19 protein-coding genes are annotated in these 21,646 nt (G+C 71.7%); 8 read left to right on the forward strand and 11 right to left on the reverse strand.

What is annotated here, in order from left to right; genetic code table 11:
- Nucleotides 1-18 precede the first annotated feature (18 nt).
- Nucleotides 19-870, reverse strand: a complete 852-nt coding sequence (locus tag ACIBTX_RS13195) for a hypothetical protein (RefSeq protein WP_357132863.1) — start codon at nt 868-870, stop codon at nt 19-21.
- A 93-nt stretch (nt 871-963) separates the two neighbouring features.
- Nucleotides 964-1,437: a hypothetical protein gene (locus tag ACIBTX_RS13200; protein WP_357132865.1), complete on the reverse strand. Its 474-nt coding sequence runs from the start codon at nt 1,435-1,437 to the stop codon at nt 964-966.
- A gap of 127 nt (nt 1,438-1,564) precedes the next feature.
- On the opposite strand from ACIBTX_RS13200, the gene ACIBTX_RS13205 reads away from it, so the two are divergent.
- Complete coding sequence (locus ACIBTX_RS13205; protein WP_357132867.1) at nt 1,565-2,848, forward strand: MFS transporter; 1,284 nt, start codon at nt 1,565-1,567, stop codon at nt 2,846-2,848.
- A gap of 407 nt (nt 2,849-3,255) precedes the next feature.
- On the opposite strand, the gene ACIBTX_RS13210 is transcribed toward ACIBTX_RS13205, so the two are convergent.
- The 3 genes from ACIBTX_RS13210 to ACIBTX_RS13220 all read right to left on the reverse strand — a co-directional run bounded on the left by ACIBTX_RS13210 (nt 3,256) and on the right by ACIBTX_RS13220 (nt 6,689).
- Nucleotides 3,256-4,962, reverse strand: coding sequence for a bifunctional metallophosphatase/5'-nucleotidase (locus tag ACIBTX_RS13210; protein ID WP_357132869.1), 1,707 nt, complete (start codon nt 4,960-4,962; stop codon nt 3,256-3,258).
- Between the two features lie 283 nt (nt 4,963-5,245).
- Nucleotides 5,246-5,899, reverse strand: coding sequence for a histone deacetylase (locus ACIBTX_RS13215; RefSeq protein WP_357172679.1), 654 nt, complete (start codon nt 5,897-5,899; stop codon nt 5,246-5,248).
- Nucleotides 5,900-5,909: 10 nt separating this feature from the next.
- Nucleotides 5,910-6,689: a phosphodiesterase gene (locus ACIBTX_RS13220; protein WP_357392902.1), complete on the reverse strand. Its 780-nt coding sequence runs from the start codon at nt 6,687-6,689 to the stop codon at nt 5,910-5,912.
- Nucleotides 6,690-6,852: 163 nt separating this feature from the next.
- On the opposite strand from ACIBTX_RS13220, the gene ACIBTX_RS13225 reads away from it, so the two are divergent.
- Nucleotides 6,853-8,262 carry a diguanylate cyclase gene (locus ACIBTX_RS13225; protein WP_396832488.1) on the forward strand — a complete coding sequence of 470 codons (1,410 nt, stop codon included), beginning with the start codon at nt 6,853-6,855 and terminating at the stop codon, nt 8,260-8,262.
- A 164-nt stretch (nt 8,263-8,426) separates the two neighbouring features.
- Here ACIBTX_RS13225 and ACIBTX_RS13230 read toward each other — a convergent pair whose 3' ends face one another.
- Together ACIBTX_RS13230 and ACIBTX_RS13235 are read right to left on the reverse strand one after the other, a co-directional pair.
- A complete protein-coding gene (locus ACIBTX_RS13230; protein ID WP_357132877.1) occupies nt 8,427-9,488 on the reverse strand; it encodes an aspartate-semialdehyde dehydrogenase in 1,062 nt (353 codons plus the stop codon).
- 5 nt (nt 9,489-9,493) lie between these two features.
- A complete protein-coding gene (locus ACIBTX_RS13235; protein WP_357132879.1) occupies nt 9,494-10,759 on the reverse strand; it encodes an aspartate kinase in 1,266 nt (421 codons plus the stop codon).
- A gap of 268 nt (nt 10,760-11,027) precedes the next feature.
- Here ACIBTX_RS13235 and ACIBTX_RS13240 point away from each other — a divergent pair, with 268 nt between their 5' ends.
- Together ACIBTX_RS13240 and ACIBTX_RS13245 are read left to right on the forward strand one after the other, a co-directional pair.
- The gene (locus tag ACIBTX_RS13240) at nt 11,028-11,813 is read left to right on the forward strand and encodes a hypothetical protein (RefSeq protein ID WP_357132881.1); all 786 of its coding nucleotides are present in this window, start codon (nt 11,028-11,030) and stop codon (nt 11,811-11,813) included.
- Nucleotides 11,814-11,897: 84 nt separating this feature from the next.
- Complete coding sequence (locus ACIBTX_RS13245; protein ID WP_357132883.1) at nt 11,898-12,428, forward strand: nitroreductase family protein; 531 nt, start codon at nt 11,898-11,900, stop codon at nt 12,426-12,428.
- A gap of 46 nt (nt 12,429-12,474) precedes the next feature.
- On the opposite strand, the gene ACIBTX_RS13250 is transcribed toward ACIBTX_RS13245, so the two are convergent.
- Nucleotides 12,475-13,461 carry a MarR family transcriptional regulator gene (locus ACIBTX_RS13250; protein ID WP_357132885.1) on the reverse strand — a complete coding sequence of 329 codons (987 nt, stop codon included), beginning with the start codon at nt 13,459-13,461 and terminating at the stop codon, nt 12,475-12,477.
- Between the two features lie 80 nt (nt 13,462-13,541).
- Here ACIBTX_RS13250 and ACIBTX_RS13255 point away from each other — a divergent pair, with 80 nt between their 5' ends.
- Nucleotides 13,542-14,813 (forward strand): MFS transporter, encoded by a 1,272-nt coding sequence (locus ACIBTX_RS13255; RefSeq protein ID WP_357132887.1) that lies wholly within the window; start codon nt 13,542-13,544, stop codon nt 14,811-14,813.
- 238 nt (nt 14,814-15,051) lie between these two features.
- Entirely contained in the window at nt 15,052-16,803 is a 1,752-nt protein-coding gene (gene leuA / locus ACIBTX_RS13260) for a 2-isopropylmalate synthase (protein ID WP_357132889.1), read from the forward strand.
- Nucleotides 16,804-16,873: 70 nt separating this feature from the next.
- Here the strand turns inward: leuA and ACIBTX_RS13265 are convergent, their stop codons facing one another.
- The gene (locus ACIBTX_RS13265; protein ID WP_357132891.1) at nt 16,874-18,367 is read right to left on the reverse strand and encodes an MFS transporter; all 1,494 of its coding nucleotides are present in this window, start codon (nt 18,365-18,367) and stop codon (nt 16,874-16,876) included.
- A 137-nt stretch (nt 18,368-18,504) separates the two neighbouring features.
- Between ACIBTX_RS13265 and ACIBTX_RS13270 the strand changes: the two genes are divergently transcribed.
- Nucleotides 18,505-19,116: an HNH endonuclease family protein gene (locus tag ACIBTX_RS13270; protein WP_357132971.1), complete on the forward strand. Its 612-nt coding sequence runs from the start codon at nt 18,505-18,507 to the stop codon at nt 19,114-19,116.
- The gene (locus ACIBTX_RS13275; RefSeq protein WP_357172694.1) at nt 19,116-19,508 is read left to right on the forward strand and encodes a hypothetical protein; all 393 of its coding nucleotides are present in this window, start codon (nt 19,116-19,118) and stop codon (nt 19,506-19,508) included. Before ACIBTX_RS13270 ends, ACIBTX_RS13275 begins: the two co-directional genes overlap by 1 nt.
- A gap of 51 nt (nt 19,509-19,559) precedes the next feature.
- On the opposite strand, the gene ACIBTX_RS13280 is transcribed toward ACIBTX_RS13275, so the two are convergent.
- Together ACIBTX_RS13280 and ACIBTX_RS13285 are read right to left on the reverse strand one after the other, a co-directional pair.
- On the reverse strand, nt 19,560-20,660 hold the full coding sequence (locus tag ACIBTX_RS13280; RefSeq protein WP_357172696.1) for an ABC transporter ATP-binding protein: 1,101 nt from the start codon (nt 20,658-20,660) through the stop codon (nt 19,560-19,562).
- The gene (locus ACIBTX_RS13285) at nt 20,657-21,643 is read right to left on the reverse strand and encodes an ABC transporter ATP-binding protein (RefSeq protein WP_357132897.1); all 987 of its coding nucleotides are present in this window, start codon (nt 21,641-21,643) and stop codon (nt 20,657-20,659) included. The genes ACIBTX_RS13280 and ACIBTX_RS13285 overlap by 4 nt, the downstream gene beginning before the upstream one ends.
- Nucleotides 21,644-21,646: the final 3 nt, after the last annotated feature.

Consider the following 21,646-nt stretch of genomic DNA (forward strand, 5'->3'; position numbering starts at 1 on the left):
TATGTCGTCAGGCCGCGACTATCGACGTATCAACGCCTCGATACCCCGCAGTCGTTCGGCCAGTTCCGCTGCCGCCGACTGCGCGGACGCCAATGGCGGACCGAGTTGGGCGAGCTTTTGCACGTCCCGCAGCACCCGGGACTTCTGAATCGGCCGGTCCCGCGTCAGTTCCCGGACAAGGCGGTGCAGGAAGGCCATGTCGAGGTCGCCCAATGTGAGTTGGTCGAAGGCGGCGGCCGTCCGATCGACCAGTTCGTGTGTCTCGGTCAACATCTGGTCGGCCAGCCCTGGCCTCCGCGCGGCCGGCAGAGCGGTCAGGGCGGTCCCGGCCGTCGCCCAAGCGTCCCGCAGGCCGGACACGGTTGCCGGCAGGTGCCCGAGGACCACCGAGTAGAGCGGCCACGTGGCGGCGAGCAGTTGCAACTGCCCGGCCAGCGCCGTCGCGTGATCGGGCACGAGCGGCAGCATCTGAGCCCCGAGGATCACGTGTTGGAGATTGACGTCGTGCATGCCCTGCACGGCAGGGCCCGCCGCCGGTGCGGTGGCGGTGAGCGCCTCGGCGTACCCACGGGCCTCCCGTACGGCCTCGATCAGCTCCTCGCTGGCCAACCACTCCTGCCGGTACGACTCCTCACCGGCGACCAACTGTTGGATCACGACCAGCGCGATCGGCAACCCGAGTGCGGCGGTCGCCAGCGACGAGGCGACGTTCGTCAGGAACGGCCGGTCGGACCAGAAGCCCTCCCGATCCCCGAGCCATCCCGCGGCCAGCACCACCACGCCGACAGCCCAGGACACGAGCGCGAGCAACCGGACCGTTGGGCTGGCCGCCCGCCACGAGATCGGAGATCGGTTCTGTCGAGGTCGCACGCCCACCCCTGACGGAAACTGTGGTCGTCAGACGGCCGGAGCGTACGGCCAGCACCGTGACCGACAGCACCCCGAGTCGGGAGACGGACACCGTCAGTCGTGTCGCTCAGTGCGCTCGATCTCGCTGAACGCGGCGGCCAGGTAGTCGGCCAGCGGCGCACCCGTCACCGCCAACAGATCGGCCACGAGCAGCGGAGCATGCCGCGCCAGGGCGGACGCGCCGGGAGGCGAGTCGTCGCCCTCGGGGTCGTACACCCCCAACGCGCCAGCCAACAGTACGAGCACCACGTGCGGGTCCACATCCGAACGCCAGCGCGCCGCGTCCTGCACGCAGCGTGCCAGAACCTGGCGGATGTCGTCGCCGTCCAAGCCGTCCGGGTGGCTCTCCTCCAGCAGGAGCCGGACCACCGTGCCGAGCACCAGCCCGGACCGCTCGTCGGCCGCCAGGTCGTCCACCGTCTCGTCGTACGCCTGGTCGTCGCGGGCCTGGGCGGCGGCGACGGCTGCCGTGGCGGTCACCGCGATGGCGCGGGCGGACGCGGGCAGGTGTCGCCAGGTGCCGGTCATCGGGCCAGCATCGCAGACCGGGCCGACACCGGCGGACGTCGTGGCATTGGTCACGCCGCGCCGGGGCAGCGCGACGTTGGTCCAAAACGGTTCGCGTGCGTCACACCCACCGAACAGAATGCCGGACATGTTGCGCCGCGCCCTGCCTCGCCGTCCAGAAGCCCGCCGTATGCTCCTCGGCACCCTGCTGTCGGCGATCGGGCGTGGCCTGACCCTGCCGTTCCTGTTCATCTACCTGACCGACGTGCGGGGGCTCACCGACACCCGCGCCGGACTGGTGATCGGCTGGTACGGCGTCGTCACCCTGGCGCTGTCACCGCTGGGCGGGACGCTGATCGACCGGATCGGGGCGCGCCGGGTGGTGGTGCCGTGCCTGGTGATCGAGGCGATCGGCACCGGTTCGCTGGCGCTGGTCCACTCGACCGGCTCGGCGCTGCTCGTGATGACGGTGATCGCCATCGGCAGCTCGGCGATCTGGTCCGGCGGGAACACGATCCTCGCGTCGCTCACCGACGACGGCGAACGGCAACGCGTCTTCGGGCTGAACTTCGCGCTGCTCAACCTCGGCATCGGCATCGGCGGGATGACCTCCGGGGCGATCGTCGACACGGCGCGACCCGACACCTTCCAGACGATCTATCTGCTGGACGCGGTCAGCTATCTGATGCCGGCCCTGATCCTGCTGACCCTGCCGGGCGTCGGCCACCGACTCGGTCAACGCTCGACCGACGCCGGGCCGTCGAGCGGGGGCTACCTGACGGTGCTGCGGGACCGCCCGTTCCGCCGGCTCGTGATCTTCGGCCTGGTCCTCACCACCTGCGGGTACGCCCAGGTCGAGGTCGGATTCGCCGCGTACGCCATACGGGTCGCCGAGGTGAACCCCCGCGTCGTCGCCTGGGCGCTCGCGGGCAACACGGTGACGATCGTGCTCGCCCAACTGCTGGTCATCCGCCGGATCGAGGGCCGCAGCCGCACCGGCGCGCTCGCCGTGGTCGGGGCGGTGTTCGCCGCCGCCTGGCTGGTCCTCGGTGTCGCCGGCGTCGTCAGCACCGGCAACGCCCTGGTGGCCGCCCTGTGCGTGGTGGCCTGTTCGGCGATCTTCGGTTTCGGCGAGACGCTGCTGTCGCCGGTGATGCCGGCGCTCACCAACGCCCTGGCAACTGACGAACTGCGCGGCAGGTACAACGCCATGAGTTCGATGATCTTCGGCATCAGCGGGGTGATCGGTCCGGTGACCGCCGGCCCGCTCATCGGCGCGGCGAACGGCATGGTCTGGGTGGCGGTCGTCGTCGGCGGCTGCCTGGCCGCTTCACTCATCGCGCTCTCGCTACGCCGGCTGCTCACCGTCGAGCAGGACGGCCGCGTGACGATCGTTCCGCCCACGCCCATCCCGGCACCCGCCTCCGCCTGACCCGCACCCGTGGGCGCCCCGGGCCTCCTCGCCCGGCGGGCCGCGCCGCTCGCCTCCGCAAGCACCCCCCGACCCGGCGAGCAACCCGGAGTCCCCGCGCCCGGTGAGACCCCTTCGGCCGCCCCCGCAGCTTCACCGATGCTGCTGCCTCCGCCGCGTCGGAGACGGCAACATCCCCGATAGTGCGCGGATCTTGGTCGCACTCCGCGCTTGATCGTGCTCGATCCTGGATGTAGTGGCATCCCGGCACTCGCAGGCCACTACCTCCATGATCGAGCGTGATCTTGCGGCACAGGCAGCGCGGGGCCGCACAGGCAGCGCGGGGCCGCACAGGCAGCGCGGGGCCGCCGGGGACGGGTCGGGCCCCGGAGCGTCCGCTCCGGGGCCCGATGTCGCGGGGTCGGCCGTCAGGCGGCGGGGACCTCGGCGGTGGTGCGGATTCGGTCGAGCGCCGGGGCGGAGACCGGCGACTGCGCGGTCAGGTACGCCACCAGCGCGTCCAGGTCAATCAGGCCGGTGACCTGGTTGGTGCCGCCGGTGAGGGCGCTGAAGCCGTCGCCGCCGCCGGCCAGGAAGTTGTTCACCGTCACCCGGTAGGTGGCGGCCGGGTCGACGGCGGTGCCGCCGATGGTGAGGCTGCCCCGGACCACACGGGTGCCGGCGCACGGGTCGGCCGCGGTGCCGGTGGCGCCGGCCGGGTCGACCACGTAGCCGACGGTCGACGACGGGTACAGCGTCCGACCGGTGACGAACTGCTGCTCCAGTACGCAGTAGAGCTGCGCCCCGGTCAGGTCGAGGGTCACCAGGTTGTTGGCGAACGGCTGCACCGTGAACGCCTCCTCGTAGGTGACCGGCCCGGCGTTGAGGTCGGCCCGGACACCACCGGGGTTCATGAAGGCGGCCACCGCGTTCTGTTCGTCGTCGGTGGCGGCGAGCTGCGCGTCGGCGACCAGGTTACCCAGCGGGGATTCGCCCAGGGTCGTACCGAAGAGGGTTTCCTGGGTCTTGGTGATGGCTTCGGTGGTCTCGCCGACCTGGCGGTCCGCGACCGGGCCGAGCACGGTCTTGTAGCGGTCGATCAGGGCGGTCTGCTTCGGGTCCTTGGCGACGTCCCGGGTGACGACCACGTTGTTCGCGGCGGCGGAGATCACGTCACCGCTGCGCCGGTCGATCTTGAGGTCGATGTCGGTGACGAGGCGGCCGAAGGAGCTGGCGCTGGTGACCAGCTTGCCGTTGATGTTGCAGTTGTACGCCTGGTGGGTGTGACCGCTGACCACCACGTCGATCGACGGATCCATCCGGTTGGCGATGTCCACGATGGGCCCGGTCATGCCGACGCAGTCGTTGATGCCACCGGTCGCCGCCTGGGCGCCCCCCTCGTGCAGGAGCACGACGATGGTCTGAACGCCCTTACGGCGCAGCTCACGGGCGTACCGGTTGGCGGTCTCCGCCTCGTCGGCGAAGGTGAGGCCGGCGACGCCCTGCTGGCTGACGATCTGCGGGGTGCCCTCCAGGGTCATCCCGATGAAGCCGACCTTGACGCCCTGCACCTTGTGGATCGCGTACGGCGCCATGAGCGGCTTGCCGGTGGCGGTCTTGAAGGCGTTGGCGGAGAGGTACGTGAAGCCGGCACCCCGGTACGGCGTGCCGTCGGCGCAGCCGTCCACCGGGTGGCAGCCACCGTTCTGGATACGCAGCAGCTCGGCGGCGCCCTCGTCGAACTCGTGGTTGCCGACGCTGGCGTAGTCCAGACCGGCCATGCTCAGCGCCTCGATGGTCGGCTCGTCGTGGAACGCGGCGGAGAGCAGCGGCGACGCGCCGATCAGGTCGCCGGCGGCGACGGTGATGGTGTTCTTCTTCTTCGCGGCGGCGCGCAGGTCGGCCAGGTGGGTCGCGAGGTATTCGACGCCGCCCGCGGTCTGTCCGGCGATGGTGCCGCTGGAGCCGCTCGGGGGTTCGAGGTTGCCGTGGAAGTCGTTGAGGGCCAGCAGGGTGACGTCGACCGGCTTCGGTCGCGCGTCGGCCTGCTCGGGGGTGGTGGCGACCGCGCCGAGCGCTGCCACCGCGAGCGCGGTCAGGCCGACAGCGGCCCGACGCATCCCGGGTACGGACATGGAACTCCTCGTGAGAATCGACGCGTGCGGTACCCGGCCGGTGGGTCGACCGGGCCGCCGACCGACACCGTCGGAGAGGGTCGGTCACGGTTGGGAATCGCCTCCCGCCCGGACAGCCTCTCATCCGGACGCCGGCCGGTCGAGTCGAGCGACGGATCGCGACCGACGCGTCGGGCTGAGCGTGAGAGCTGCGGAAATGCCCATCGTCGGACCAGGCCCACGTGTCGAACAATCGATGACCGGTGGCGGAACAACGTCGGTCGAAGGTCCAGAGGGGACGGGATCAGCCGACCGCGGTGAGCGCTTCGGCGACCACTGTGGCGACCGCCTCGGGCCGCCAGCCGTCGACGACCCCGGGTCGCCGCGCCAGGTAGTCGACGATCCGCTCAGCCGGCCAACCGTGTGACTCGTGCAGCCCTTGGGCGATCATCCGCAGGTAGGCGGGTGCCGGTGGCCGGTGCGGCACGGCGGACGCCGGTTCGGGCGCGGTGAAGGTGAGCATCGGGATGCCGGCACGCCGACCGGGGCAGACGAGGGTTTCGTAGCGCCCCGGACCGAGCGTCGCCTGGCCGTGGGCGACGGCCGCGTCGATGGCCGCGCCGGTCGCCGGGAGCAGGTCGGCGGTGTCGCCCGGCGGGCGGTACATCTCCTGCGCGGCGATGTCGGTGAACTGGTCGATGGTCACCAGGTAGGCCCGCGCGGCAGCCTCACCCGGCAGCCGCGGGTCGTAGAACGCCATGCCGCCGGTCCATGCGCCGGACTCACCGGCGAAGTAGATCCCGCCGGGCATCCAGACCGGCGCCGACCGGCTCGGAGGACGGGTGTCGCGGCAACCCGGGTACGTCCGTCGGCCGCCGGGTGGACAGCCGCCGCCGATGTACCAGGCCAGCCTGGCGGCGTGCATGTTCGACCCGTACGCGACGTACCAGACGGGCATGGCGGCGACTTCAGAAGCCGCAGGTCTGCCCGGCCGAGTGGCTGACCTGGACGGTGTGCGTCACGCAGCCGTCCGGCTCGATCCGGTGCAGCAGGAAGGCGCTCGGCTCGGCGACCCAGCCGATCACCTCGTCCGTGGCCATGGTGAGGGTGCTCTGCTTCCAGGTGCTGGGCGCCACGGTGAGCACGATGCCCGCGTACCCGGTGGTGACCGTGCGGTGCAGGTGCCCGGCGGCGACCCGCACGACGTGCCGGTGCCGGCCGATCACCTCGGCCAGCGCGGGCCCGTCGGCGAGCCGGATGGCGTCGGCCGCGGGGATGCCGACCGCGACCGGCGGGTGGTGCAGGCAGAGGATGGCGGGCACCTCCGGACGGCCCGCGAGGACCCCGTCGAGCCAGCCGAGCTGCTCCTCGCCGAGCTGGCCGGCGTCGCTGCCGGGGACGAGCGAGTCGAGCACCACGATGGTCACCGCCTCGTGGTCGACGTGGTAGTACGCGGAGAACCCGTTCCCGAGCCAGGGCGTGCCGCCGAACGCGTCGAGCAGCGACTCGCGGTCGTCGTGGTTGCCGGTGGTCAGGTAGATCGGCAGTGGGAACCGCCCGATCAACTCCCGCAGCGCCGCGTACTCGTCGGGTCGGCCGTGGTCGGCCAGGTCGCCGGTGATGACCACGCAGTCCGGTCGCGGGTTCAGGGCGAGCACGCGGCCGAGCGCCCGGTGCAGCCCGGCGGCGGGCTCGGCGGCGAGCAGACCGGTGGTCAGGTGCGGGTCGCTGATGTGCGCGATGAGCATCGGCTCGCCTCCAGGACGTCGGGACCCCCACGCTATCGCCCGGCACCTTACCCACAGGCCCGTCCACAGCCTGTGGATAGCACATGTGTACGAAGCCGGAAGCCCTTCCGGAAAACGTGAGTACGCTTGCTCCAGCCCCTCCCCTACCTGGAACGACGTGCGAGTGGATCATCAGCGAGTCATCCGTGACGTCAGCGTCCGCCTGTCGATGGCGTCCAGCGCGCCGGAAGCCTGTCGGTGGACGGTCAGCGCACTGTCCCACCACACCCCGGCCACCATCTCGGTGCTGCTCGAGGCCCACGACCGGCTGCGGTGCGTGGCGGCGACCGGCGCGTGGCAGGTCTTCGCGACCGTACCGGCGCGCACCGGGATCGTCGGCCGGGTGTACGCCACCGGCACCGCCGCCGCGGTCCCGGACGTCACCGTCGACCCGGACTACCTACCGGTACGCCCCGACGTCACGACCGAGCTGTGCGTTCCGGTACGCGACCCGGGCGGCCGGGTGATCGGCGTACTGGACCTGCAGTGGAGTGACCCGGTCGACCTGCGGCCCTGGCGGGAGACCGCGCAGCGGCTGGCGGCCCGGCTCGGCGCGCGGATCGCCACGCTGGGCGGCCCGCCGTCCGAGAGCCGCAGCGAGAAGCTGCTCCGGCACGCCGCAGCGCTGTCCGCCGCCCCCACCGAGGCGGCCGTGATCAGCGCGGCGACCGAGGCCGCCCGGGAGGTGTCCACCCTCTCCACCGCGGTGCTGGTGATCGGCGGCCAGCTCGGCCCGTCCCCGGCGACCCCGGGTGAACTGGAGACCCGGATCCGTGCCGAGCTGGCCGGCGCGGGCCCGGCCGCCCTGGACCGGATCGTCGAACGGGCACACCGCTACGGCGCCGGATACACGCTGGGCGAGGCCGGGCATCCCCCGACCGAGGACTATCGACCGCTGACCCGGGCGGGGGTACGCACGCTTGTCGCCGTGCCGGTCGGGCCGGCGGACGCCGACGGAGTGCTGCTGGTCGCCGACGGCCGCGCCCTGCACCCGGACCCCACCACGGTCAGCCTCATGGAGCTGCTCGCCGGGCAGGCCTGGACCAGCCTGGACCGCCTGCGTACGCTCGTCCGACTGCGGGAGCAGGCCAGCTCCGACCCGCTCACCGGGCTGCGGCACACCGGCCCGTTCGGGCAACGGATCGCGGCGGCCACCCCGGGGCGTACGGCCCTGCTGGCGATCGACGTGGACGGCTTCAAGACGGTCAACGACACGTACGGGCACCAGGCCGGCGACCAGGTGCTGGTCGGGTTGGCGCGGGCGCTGGAGGGCGCGCTGCGGCACGGCGACGAGCTGTACCGGATCGGCGGTGACGAGTTCGTCGCGGTGATCGAGGTGAGTCGCCCGGAGGAGGCGGTCCGGATCGCCGAGCGGTTGGCCGAGGCGGCCCGCCGTACCGGCCGCACGATCAGTGTGGGCGTCGCGCTCCCCCGCCCCGGCGAAACCCCCGACCGCACCCTGAAAAGAGCCGACCAGGCCCTCTACGCGGTAAAACGCCAAGGCCGAGACGGAGTCCACCTAGCGGCGGCCTAACCCCCAGGCCGGCCCGCCAACCCCCGACCCCCAGGCCCCGCTGGAGCGCGTCGATCTTGCACTTTCGGTTGCCGTTCTGTCACCTTCACGCCTTATGCGGCGACAGAAAGTGCAAGATCGACGCGGCGGGGAGCGCGGGGCCGGGGCAGCGCGGAGCGCGGGGGTTAGGGGGTGCGGAGTTCTTTGGCTAGGAGTTCGGCTATCTGGGCGGTGTTGAGGGCTGCGCCCTTGCGGAGGTTGTCGCCGGTGACGAAGAAGTCGAGGGCGCGGGGGTCGTCCAGGGCACGGCGGATCCGGCCGACCCAGCTCGGGTCGGTGCCGACCGCGTCGATCGGCATCGGGAACTCGCCCGCTGCGGGGTCGTCGACCACGATCACGCCGGGCGCGTTGCGCAGCGCCTCGCGGGCACCCTCGGCGTCGACCTCGGTGGCGAAGACGGCGTGTACGGCCACCGAGTGGGCGGTGACCACCGGCACCCGGACGCAGGTGGAGCTGACCTTGAGATCGGGCAGGCCGAGGATCTTCCGCGACTCGTTGCGGATCTTCATCTCCTCCGAGGACCAGCCGCCGTCGGCCGACGAGCCCGCCCAGGGCACCACGTTGAGCGCCAGCGGCGCCGGGAACGGGCCGAGGTCGTCGCCGACCGCCTGGCGGACGTCGCCGGTGCGTGAGCCGAGCGCCCGATCGCCGGCGACCTTGGCGAGCTGGTCGTGCAGGATGTCCACACCGGCCTGGCCGGCCCCGGAGACCGCCTGGTAGGAGGCGAGCACCAGCTCCCGCAGGCCGTACTCGCGGTGCAGCGGCGCGATCGCGATGATCATCGCGAGGGTGGTGCAGTTGGCGTTGGCGATGATGCCCCGGGGCCGGTTGCGGACCTGTTCGGGGTTGATCTCCGGGACGACCAGCGGGACGTCCCGGTCCATCCGGAACGCGCCGGAGTTGTCCACCGCGATCGCGCCTCGCTCGACCGCGATCGGGGCCCATTCGGCGGAGACCTCGTCGGGCACGTCGAACATCGCCACGTGGACCCCGTCGAACGCCTCCGGGGTCAGCGCCTGGACGACCATCTCCTCGCCCCGGCAGCGCACCCGCTTGCCGACCGACCGCTCGGAGGCGAGGAGTCGGATCTCGCCCCAGACGTTGCGACGCCCGGTGAGCAGCTCGCACATCACGGTGCCGACGGCACCTGTCGCTCCGACCACGGCGAGGGTGGGCAGCGCCGTCATCGGCGCTACCTACCCGTCCCGGCGTAGACCACGGCTTCGGTGTCGCCACCCAGCTCGAACTGGTCGTGGATGGCGCGGACGGCGGCGTCGAGGTCGGTGTCCCGGCAGACCACGGAGACCCGGATCTCGGAAGTGGAGATCATCTCGATGTTGACCCCGGCGGCGCCGAGCGCGGCGAAGAAACCGGCGGCCACGCCGGGGTGCGAGCGCATGCCGGCGCCGATCAGCGAGACCTTGCCGACGTGGTCGTCGTAGAGCAGGCCCTTGAACTTGACCGGCTCCTGGATCTTGCTGAGGGCGGCCATCGCGGTCGGACCGTCGGCCTTGGGCAGGGTGAACGAGATGTCCGTACGGCCGGTGCCCTCGGTGGAGACGTTCTGCACGATCATGTCGATGTTGATCTCGGCGTCGGCGACGGTGTCGAAGATCCGCGCGGCGGCACCCGGCTCGTCGGGTACGCCGACGATCGTGATCTTGGCCTCGCTGCGGTCGTGCGCGACCCCGGTGATCAGTGCCTGCTCCACGGAAAGGTCCTCCATCGATCCGGTGACCATCGTGCCGGTGTTGGTCGAGTATGACGAACGGACGTGGATCGGCAACCCCGCCCGGCGGGCGTATTCCACGCTACGCAGGTGCAGCACCTTCGCGCCGCACGCGGCCAGCTCCAACATCTCCTCGTAGGTGATGTCCCGGATGTGCCGGGCGTTGGGCACGATCCGCGGGTCGGCGGTGAAGACGCCGTCCACGTCGGTGTAGATCTCGCAGACGTCGGCGTGCAGGGCGGCGGCGAGCGCCACGGCGGTGGTGTCCGAACCGCCCCGGCCCAGCGTGGTGACGTCCTTGGTGTCTTGCGAGACGCCCTGGAAGCCGGCCACGATGACCACCGAGCCCTCGTCGAGCGCGCCCTTGAGCCGCCCCGGCGTGACGTCGATGATCCGGGCGCGGCCGTGCACCGAGGTGGTGATCACGCCGGCCTGCGAGCCGGTGAACGAGCGGGCCTCGTACCCCAGGTTGTGGATGGCCATGGCCAGCAGGGCCATGGAGATCCGCTCCCCGGCGGTGAGCAGCATGTCCAGCTCGCGGCCCGGCGGCAGCGGGCTGACCTGGTTGGCCAGGTCGAGCAGCTCGTCGGTGGTGTCCCCCATCGCGGAGACCACCACCACGACGTCGTCGCCGGCCTTGCGGGCGGCGACGATGCGCTCCGCCACCCGCTTGATCCGCTCGGCGTTGGCGACGGAGGACCCGCCGTACTTCTGCACCACGAGTGCCACGACGGTGCACTCCCTCCCAGCGACCCTGAGCGTGCCGACGCCGCCGGAACCGGGGCCGGCGGCGCGTGTCAGACCCCCTGAGCGTATCCGGCGGGTCACGGCGGCGGGTCGGGTGATCCCACCATCCGGCCCGCGCGGCCGTCCGGCCGACGCGCTTGGCCAGGTCCGCAAGAGGCCAGGGGTACGCGGACAAACTGCTCCGACACGCCGGGAGGCGGCCACTGTGCGCCGTTGCCCGCAGGTGCCCCGCACCCACCAGAATGGGCCGGTGCCCGTCCTCCTCCGCCCGGCCGGCCGCGTGCTCGGACCGCTCGTGCTCGCTCTGCCGGTAGCCCTGGTCGCCTGCGACAGCGCCCAGCCCCCGCCTCCACCGCCGGCCGATCCCGGCCCGGTCCAGGTGGAGGGCACCCGTGACGAGTTGGCCGCCCTGGCCGCCGCCGCCCAGGATCGCCACCTGGTGGCGCGGTACGTGTTCAGCCGGAGTGGTCAGCCCGACCGCACCATCGTGTTCACCAGCGCGAACGACGGCAGTTGGCGGGTCGACGTGCCGGGTGGGGCGCTCGGCGGCACCGCCGACGTCTCGCTCGCCGCCACCTCCGACGGGCTGTTCCAGTGCGCCCTGCCCTCGACGGGCCACCCGGAGCCGGCGCGCTGCGTACGCCTCGGCGACCGCGACGACGCCATCCCACGCCGGTTGGATCCCCGGATCCAGCATCCGCTCACCGACTGGTTGGACGTGTTGACGGACCGACGCGCGCCGCTCGCGGTGGCCGCTGCCACCACGCCGAACGGCCTGACCGGTGCCTGCTACTCGGTCGACTCCACCTCGGCCTCGCTGAACGCGCCGCTGGACGTCGGCATCTACTGCTACGACCCGGACGGCACGCCGACCGGTGCCCGGACCGATGCCGGAACGCTGCGACTGGCCGCCCCGCCGGGCGCGGCACCCGCCACCGTGCAGTTGGCGGGGCCGGTCGTCGACGCGGAACCGTTGGACACCGCGGCCCCGCCGACTCCCGATCCGTCAGTCAGCCCGAGCGCGGGAACGTCCTGATCTTCGTACCGTTACGGGTGCTCTTGCCCACATCTCCGCAGCCCACTTTCCGCCGCTAAACGCCCATACGGGACGATTGCCGGCATGGCTGACCTGACCCCTCTCCTCGCCTTCCGCTGGAGCCCCAGGGCCTTCGACCCGAGCGCCACCCTGACGCCGCAGGAGGCGGCATCGCTGCTGGAGGCCGCGCGGTGGGCACCGTCGACGGACAACGGGCAGCCCTGGCGGTTCGCCCTCGGGCACCGGGACGACGACAACTTCAAGCGCATCCTGATCAACCTCCCGGACGGCGACCAGTGCTGGGCCCGGCACGCCGCGACCCTGGTCGTCGGCGCGCACACCGGCGGCGACACCGAGCGGGCCGCGTACGACCTCGGTCAGGCGATCGCCCACCTGACGCTGCAGGCCACCGCCCTGGGCCTGCACGTACGCCAGCTCACCCGGTTCGACCGGGCCGGCCTCGCCACCGAACTCGACCTGCCCGGCGGCATCCGACCGCTGGTGGTCGCCGCCGTCGGGCGACTCGGCGACCCGTTCGCCCTGCCGGCGGAGCTGCGCGCCAGCGAGACCGGCCTGCGGCACCGCCGCCCGGTCGTCGATCTGTTGCTCGCCTAGCGCTGTTCCCGGAGGGCGGCCGAGCCGAGGCGGGCCGACCCTGACGTCAGCCGCCCCGACTGGCGCGGAGCAGCACCGCAGCCGCGTCGGTGTTGCGGTAGAGGACGTGCCGACCCTGTCGAGCGCGGTCGACCAGGCCGGCGGCGTGCAGCGCGGTCAGGTGCGCCGAGACGTTCCCGGCGGACATCCCGGTACGTCGGGCCAGGTCGGTGGTGGTGGACGCGGTGTCGAGCAGGTACAGCAGCGCGGCCCGGCCGGAGCCGACCACCCGGGCCAACGGGTCGCCGGGCGGCGGCGCGGCCGTCTCCCAGAGCGTCCCGACCGCCCGGACCGGGTACGCGGCCGCCGGCAGCGAGTCCTCCAGCAGGTTCCACAGCACCCGCCGCTCGGAGAACACCGTCGGGTTCAGCGCCAACCCCCGGTCCCGCAGGTCGAAGTCCCGCTCGAACGGGTCGTCGCTGACCACCCGGTCGCCGAGCCAGCGCAGGCTCGGGTGGAGCTGCTCGAAGAACCGACCGGCGCCGCTCTCGGCGAGCTGGGCGGCGCGGTACGCCACGTCGGCGTCGAGCAGCGCCCGCATCCGCGACCAGTCCGGGGCGATCGCCTCGTCGTACCAGACCCGCATCGCGTCGACGAGCTGCGGCAACAGCCCGCGGGGGTCGGCGAGCAGCGCCTGCCCGAACGAGCTCAGCGGTCGTCGCCCGATGGTCGACAGCAGGTCCTGGACGACCACGGCCGGCGGCGTCGCGGCGATCTGGTCGAGCTGGTCGGCCACCTCCACGTTCGGCCGGGCGGCCGGGGTGATGAAGTCGGGCAACGGGCAACCACGCCAGGTCAGCTCCGTCAGGGGTCGGACCCGGGCGGCGACCTCGGGACGACGCAGGGTCACCCGAGCACGGTCGATCCAGGGCAGGTGCACCGCGTAGCGGACCGGGCTGGCCAGCGCCCACATGCTCATGACCGTCTCGTTGGCCGGCGACACGGCGAGCCGCACGCCCGCCACGTCGGCCAGACTGAACCGCAGCTCGGACACACGCCCTCCCCCGGGAGCAGGATTCGGTTCAGCCTAAAAGGCTCGACCGCCGTTGTGGGCACCCGGTTCACTTCCCGCCCATGGGGGCCAGAGAGAGCATTCGTACCGCCGTCGTGAACGTCGTACCGCCGGCCGGGTTGACCCGGGCGCTGGCCGTGCAGGCCATGGTCTACGCCGTCGGCAGCGGCCTGTTCCACGCCGGCAGCGCCGTCTTCTTCACCCGCGCGCTGGGGCTCAGCGCCGCCCAGGTCGGCCTGGGCCTGTCCATCTCGGCGGGGGTGTCGCTACTCGGCACGGTGCCGCTGGGCGGGCTCACCGACCGGTTCGGGCCACAGCGGGTCTGGGTGGTCGGGCTGGTGCTGGACGCGGCGCTCTTCGCGTCGTACCCGTTCGTGGGCGGCTTCGCGAGCTTTCTCGCCGTGGTGGTGGCGCTGGCAATGGTGGACGCGTCGACCGGCGTGGCCCGCCAGGTCTACTCAATCAACGCGCTCCCGCCGGCCGAACGGGTCACCGCGATGGCGTACCAGCGGTCGTCGTTGAACGTGGGTTTCGGGCTGGGCGCGGTGATCAGCGGCCTGGTGCTGGCGGTGGACACGATCGAGGCGTACCGGGGGATGGTCTGGTTCATCTCGGCGGTCTTCCTGGTCACGGCCCTGTTCGTGCGGCGACTGCCCAAGCTGCCGCCGGTGGCCCGCCCGACCGAGCCGATGGGTCGGCTGGCGGTGCTGCGGGACCGGCCGTTCATGGCGGTGTCCCTGCTGTCCGGGCTGCTCACCGCGCACGGGGTGCTCTATCTGACCGTGCTGCCGCTCTGGATCCTCACCCACACCGACGCCCCGAAGACGGTGATCGCCGCCCTGGTTCTGCTCAACACGCTCCTGATCGTGCTGCTCCAGGTACGCGTCAGCCGGGGCGCCGACACCGCTGGCGGCGCGGCGCGGGCCTCCCGTCGTGGGGGTCTGCTGATCGCCGTCTCCTGCCTGGTCCTGCCGATCTCCGGGATCACCCGGGGGCTGCTCACCGTCGTGGTGCTGGTGGCCGCCGCGATCCTGCTGATCCTGGCCGAGCTGATCCAGTCGGCGGGCGCCTGGGGGTTCACCGCCACCCTGCCGCCAACCGACCAACGCGGCGCGTACGTGGGGGCGCTGCGGCTCGGCGAGCAGGTGCAGTACCTGATCGCCCCGGCCGGGTTGACCGCGCTCGCGGTCAGCACCGGCGGGTGGGGTTGGTTACCGACGGCAGCGATCTTCGTGCTGCTCGCAGTGGCGATCGTGCCCGCCGTGACCTGGACCGAACGGACGCCCAGGCTGGGTTCCCAGGCCCCGGAGCCGACCATGACATCGATCCCATAGTCCGGACCAGCCTTTGCACCCCCCGTTCCATCACGTAGGGTGACCTGGTCATGTGGCGGGCGCTTCTTCTTCTTAGCCGCCGCGACGAGGCCTGACCGGCCGGCACCTCGTCGCGGAGTCGCATCGCGCCGTCCAGCACATCTGAGTTTCCTCTCGGCACCGCCGCGCACCGCCGCCCGGCAATCCGCCGACACCTTCCGATCTGCTGACGCCACATGTTCCCAGGGAGCACTCCGAGATGGCTCAACCTGTCACCGACGCCGAGACCGATCCGATCGCCCGGCAACGCCCCAGCCGGATGCCGTACCACCGCTACCAGCCGTACCGGGAGCAGTTCCGGGTCGACCTGCCGGACCGCAGCTGGCCCACCCGCACCGTCGACGCCGCGCCGCGCTGGTGCGCGGTGGACCTGCGCGACGGCAACCAGGCGCTGATCGACCCGATGTCGCCCGAGCGCAAGCGGCGGATGTTCCAGCTGCTGGTGCAGATGGGCTACAAGGAGATCGAGGTCGGCTTCCCGTCGGCCAGCCAGACCGACTTCGACTTCGTCCGGCAGCTCATCGAGCAGGACATGATCCCGGACGACGTCACCATCCAGGTGCTCACCCAGTGCCGGGAGCACCTGATCGAACGGACCTTCGAGTCGCTGCGCGGCGCGAAGCGGGCCATCGTGCACTTCTACAACTCGACCTCCACGCTCCAGCGGCGGGTGGTCTTCGGTCTGGACCGCGACGGCATCGCCGACATCGCCACCACTGGCGCGCGGCTCTGCCAGAAGTACGCGGAGATCCACACCCCGGACACCGAGATCTTCTACGAGTACTCGCCGGAGTCGTACACGGGCACCGAGCTGGAGTACGCGCTGGAGGTCTGCAGCAAGGTCATCGACGTGATCGACCCGACGCCCGACCGCCCGCTGATCATCAACCTGCCGGCCACCGTCGAGATGGCCACCCCGAACGTGTACGCGGACTCGATCGAGTGGATGCACCGGCACCTGCCGCGCCGCGACAGCGTCGTGCTGAGCCTGCACCCGCACAACGACCGGGGCACCGGTGTGGCCGCCGCCGAGCTGGGCCTGCTGGCGGGCGCGGACCGCATCGAGGGCTGCCTGTTCGGCAACGGCGAGCGCACCGGCAACGTGGACCTGGTGACGCTGGGGCTCAACCTCTTCTCCCAGGGCATCGACCCGATGATCGACTTCTCGCACATCGACGAGATCCGCCGGGCGGTCGAGTACTGCAACCAACTGCCGGTGCACGAGCGCCACCCGTACGCGGGTGACCTGGTCTACACGGCGTTCTCCGGCTCCCACCAGGACGCCATCAAGAAGGGCTTCGAGGCCCTGGCCGCCGACGCGAAGGCCGCCGGTGTACCGGTCGACGAGCACACCTGGGCGGTCCCGTACCTGCCCATCGACCCGAAGGACCTGGGCCGCACCTACGAGGCGGTCATCCGGGTCAACTCGCAGTCCGGCAAGGGCGGCGTCGCGTACATCATGAAGAGCGAGCACCAGCTCGACCTGCCGCGCCGGCTCCAGATCGAGTTCTCCGGCGTCGTGCAGCAGGTCACCGACCACGACGGCGGCGAGGTCGACCCGGCCGCCATGTGGGAGATCTTCGCGACGCACTACCTGCTCGACCACCAGCCGGATCCGGCGGTCCGGTTCACCGGCTACACGATCGGCACCGCCGACGGCAAGGTCGAGATCGAGGCCCAGGTCGGTGTCGGTGGCGAGCGGCGGTCGCTCACCGCGATCGGCAACGGCCCCATCGACGCGTACGTCAACGCGCTCCAGGCGGTCGGCGTGGGCGTCCGGGTGCTCGACTACCACGAGCACGCGCTGTCCTCCGGCGGTGACGCGCAGGCCGCCGCGTACGTGGAGTGCGAGGTGGACGGTCGGACGGTCTGGGGTGTCGGCACCGATGCCAACATCGTGACGGCCTCGATCAAGGCGGTCACCAGCGCCGTCAACCGCGCCCGCCGCTGAGATGTAAGGAAGGGCCCCTTGTTAGCGCCTAGGCGCTAACAAGGGGCCCTTCCTTACATCGGGGCGTTGCTCATCGCGGGGGCGTGGCGGCGGGCATCGAGTGGCAGGGCTGCGACGGCGGGGCCTCCCGGGGTGGCCGGTGCACCAGCACGAGGGCCAGCACCGCGCCGGCCAGCAGTAGCCCCGCGCACCAGGCCAGCGCTGCCCGGAACGCGTCGGTCAGCTCGGCCTTCTGCTCGTAGCCGCCACCGGACAGGCCCACCAGCAGCGGCAGCGCGGCCACGGCGAGCAGACCACCGGCCCGGGACGCGGCGTTGTTGAAGCCGCTCGCAACCCCGGAGAACCGATCCTGCACGGCCGCGAGCACCGACGCGGTCAGCGGCGCCACCACCAGGGTCAGTCCGAGGCCGAAGAGCAGCACCCCGGGCAGCACGTCGGTCCAGTAGGACGCGCCGGGGCCGACGCCGCGCAGCAGCAGCAGGCCGATGGCGGCGATCACCGGGCCCACGGCCAGTGGCAGCCGGGGACCGATCCGGGCCGACATCGCACCGGCCCGGGCCGAGCCGACGAGCAGCAGCACCGTCATCGGCAGCAGCGCGATCCCGGTCCGGAACGCCGACCACTCGACGACGTTCTGCAGGTAGACGGCGAAGAAGAAGGTGAACCCGCCGAGCGCGGCGTAGACCACCACGGTGAAGACGTTCAGGACGGCGAAGAGCCGGCTGCTGAACAGCCCGGTGGGCAGCATCGCGGTGTCCCCGCGCCGCCGTTCCAGCAGCACGAAGGTCACCGCGGCCACCACACCGACCAGCGCGGCGATCACCACCGGCGCCGAGGCGAAGCCGCGAGCGGGCGCGTCGATCAGGGCGTACGTGACGCCGGCGAGCGCCAGTGCGCCGAGCACCGCCCCGGCCACGTCGAAGCGGCGGCGCGTACGGCCCGGCCCGTGGGTGCGGGAGGCGTTCTCGTCGCGACTCTCCGGCACCCAACGCAGCGCGGCCAGCACGACCAGGACGGCGATCGGCAGGTTGAGGAAGAAGATCCACCGCCACGAGAGGGTGTCGATCAGCCAGCCGCCGATGAACGGCCCCAACGCCGTGGACACTCCGGACAGTCCGGCCCACGCGCCGATCGCCCGACCCCGGTCGTCGGGGTGGAAGCTGGCCTGGAGCACCGAGAGCGAACCGGGCGTGAGGAGCGCTCCGCCCGCGCCCTGCACGATCCGGGCCGCGATGAGGGTGCCGGTGCCCTGGGCGAGCCCGCACAGCACCGACGCGGCGGTGAACCAGAACACGCCAATGAGGAACACCCGCCGCCGACCGAAGCGGTCCCCGAGCGACCCGCCGAGCAGCACGAACGCCGCGAGCGTCAACAGATACCCGTTGATGGTCCACTGAAGATCGGCGACGTTGGCCCCGAGGTCCTGGCCGAGTTTCGGCAACGCCACGTTGACGACCGTGGTGTCCAGGAAGACCATGCCGGAGGCGAGCACCGCGGCGAGCAGGGTTCCCCGGCCGGCGGCGGTGCCCATCCGCAGTGCGGGCGACGGTACGGAGGAGGTCATCCCACCAATCTTGCTTGCACATTGTGGGAGACGCCACGAAACGCCGAAACCGTCCCCGGGTACTGTGCGCAAGCGCCGGGAGCCCGCAAGCTGGAGAGGTGTCGTCTGTGCGTACCAGATCAGGACCGCGTGCGTCGATGGCCGCGCTCGTCGCGGCGCTGGCGCTCGTCATGGCCGGCTGCGTCCCACCCGAGGAGGCGGAGACCACGCCGACGCCGGGTGGCGGCGGTAACGCCGTCGAACAGTTGGGCCAGTTGACCGTCGCCACCGCTGGCTCGATGAAGGGCTACAGCCGGGAGCGCTTCCCACACTGGCGGGACACCGGCAAGAACTGCGACGTGCGGGACTCGATCCTGCAACGCGACGGCAAGGACGTGAAACTCTCCGGCTGCAACGTGGTCGGGGGTCGCTGGGAGAGCGTGTACGACGGCCGCAGCGCGACCGATCCCTCCCAGGTGGACATCGACCACACGGTGCCGTTGGCCAACGCGTGGCGCTCGGGCGCCGACGAGTGGGACAACGCCAAGCGTGGCGACTTCGCCAACGACACCACACGTCCGCAGCTCATCGCGGTTTCCGCGTCCTCCAATCGGGCAAAGGGTGACCAGGATCCGTCCCAGTGGAAGCCGGCGAACCGGTCGTACTGGTGCCAGTACGCCAAGGACTGGGTGACGGTGAAGCACTACTGGAAGCTGACGGTGACCAGTGCCGAGAAATCTGCGCTGACCGACATGCTGGAGGGCTGCTGATGAGCGAGGAACCTGCGACAGAGGCCAAGGCGACCGCGGACACGGCCCCGTCCGCGGCCGGGATGACCGCGGACGGCACCGGCGACACCCCGGCCGCGGTGCCGGGGGCCGGCATGGTCGCGGACTCGACCGGCGCCAGTGCCCCGCAGAGCCGGACCGCCGACATCGTGCCCGGCCCGGGTGGGGTGATGACCGACGAGGTCGGCGTCGTCACCGGGGAGCTGACCCTGCGCACCGAGTACGCGGACGGCAAGGTCACGCTGCGGGTGCAGTACAAGGACGCGGACGAGTGGTACGTGGTGACCGGCGGGCTGGTCGCGCTGCCCGATCCGGCAGGGCTGGACGCGGTGCACGCCGTGGCGGTTGCCCTGCTGAACCGCCCCGAGGGCTGACAGCCCGTACGCCGGTCAGGGGCCGTCCGTCACGGACGGCCCCTGACCGCGTCACGGGGTGGGGATCAGCTCGCCGGGCGGGTCGACCGGGCCGGTGCCGTCGGTCGGGCGGACCAACTCCACCTCGACCTCGTGCGGGCGGATCCGACCGGCGGCGATGTCCTCGGCGAAGTGGCAGGCCACCCGGTGCCCGCCGACCACGTCCCGCAGCTCCGGTCGCTCGCTCGCGCAGCGGGTCGGCTGCGCCCACGGGCACCGGGTGTGGAACCGGCAGCCCGCCGGCGGGTTGCTGGGCGAGGGCAGGTCACCGGCGAGCAGGATGCGCTCGCGGCGGTCCTCGACGACCGGGTCGGGCACCGGCACCGCGGACATCAGCGCCCGGGTGTAAGGGTGCATCGGCTCGCGGTACAGGTCGTCGCTGGACGCCTCCTCGACCAGACCGCCGAGGTACATGACGCCCACGGTGTCGGCGATGTGCCGGACCACCGCCAGGTCGTGCGCGATGATCAGGTACGTCAGGCCGCGCTCGTTCTGCAGATCCTCGAGCAGGTTGAGCACCTGCGCCTGGATCGACACGTCGAGTGCGGAGACCGGCTCGTCGGCGACGATCAGGTCCGGGTTGAGCACCAGGGCCCGAGCGATGCCGATGCGCTGGCGCTGACCGCCGGAGAACTCGTGCGGGTACTTGCTGAGGGCGGACGCGGGCAGGCCCACCGCCTCCAGCGTCTCGCGCAGTCGCCGGTTCGTCTCGGCCTTGTCGCCGGCCAACCCGTGCGCCTTCAGGCCCTCCACCAGCAGCGACTCCACCGACTGCCGGGGGTCGAGGCTGGACAGCGGGTCCTGGAAGATCATCTGCATGCGGCGACGGGCCCGCCGCATGGCCTCGCCCTCGAGGGCGCGTACGTCGGTGCCGTCGAACACGATCTCGCCGTCGGTGGGCTCGACGAGCCGCAGCAGGCCACGGCCGAGGGTCGACTTGCCGCAGCCGGACTCGCCCACCAGCCCGTACGTCTGGCCCTTGCGGATGCTCAGCGACACGCCGTCGACCGCGTAGACGTACCCGACGGTCCGGTCGAAGAGCAGGCCGCTCTTGATCGGGAAGTGGACCTTGACATCGCGCAGCTCGATCAGCGCAGGGGTCTCGTCGGTCATCGGACCGCCACCTCCTCAGAGACGGGGTTGTTGCAGCGCAGGTCGCCGCCGGTGGCGGTGGGTTCGAGCGGCGGGGGCCCTTCCAGGCACGCGTCCACGACGTGGTCGCAGCGCGGCGCGAACGCACACCCCTCGGTCCACGGGATGTTGTCGGCGACCGACCCGCGGATCGCGTGCAGTCGCTCGCCGCGCGGGGAGTCCAGCCGCGGCACCGAGTTGAGCAGCCCGTGGGTGTACGGGTGCCGGGCGTGCGCGAACAGCTCGTGCCGCCGCGCCCGCTCGATCACCTTGCCCCCGTAGAGCACGTTGACCGTGTCGCAGAGCCCGGCCACCACGCCCAGGTCGTGCGTGATCATGATCAGCGCGGTGCCGCTCTCGTCCACCAACTGCTTGAGCAGCGTGAGGATCTGCGCCTGGATGGTCACGTCGAGCGCGGTGGTGGGCTCGTCGGCGATCAGCAACCGGGGCTTGCAGGCCAACGCGATGGCGATCAGGGCGCGCTGGCGCATGCCGCCGGAGATCTGGTGCGGGTACTCGCTGAGCCGCCGCTGCGGGTCGGGGATGCCGACCGCGTCGAGCAGGTCCCGTGCCTCCCGCAGCGCCTGCTTACGGTCCCGGCCCTGGTGGCGTTCCAGCACCTCGGCCACCTGCACACCGATCGGGATGACCGGGTTCAGCGACGACAGCGGGTCCTGGAAGATCATGCCGATGTCCCGGCCGCGCCGGTCACGCATGTCGCCCGGTCGCAGCTTCAGCAGGTCCGCGCCGTCGAACAGCACCTCTCCACTGACCCTGTTGCCGCGCTTGGGCAGCAGACCCATGATGGCGAGGCTGGTCACGCTCTTGCCGCAGCCGGACTCGCCGACCAGGCCGACGGTCTGCCCCGGCTCCACCGTGAAGCTGACCTTGTCGACGGCGTTGAAGGGTCGCTCGCCGCGCCGCTGGAACACGACGCTCAGGTCACGCACGTCGAGCAGGCTCATCGG

The organism is Micromonospora sp. NPDC049359 (assembly GCF_044466585.1).
In the GTDB taxonomy this organism is placed as follows: domain Bacteria; phylum Actinomycetota; class Actinomycetes; order Mycobacteriales; family Micromonosporaceae; genus Micromonospora.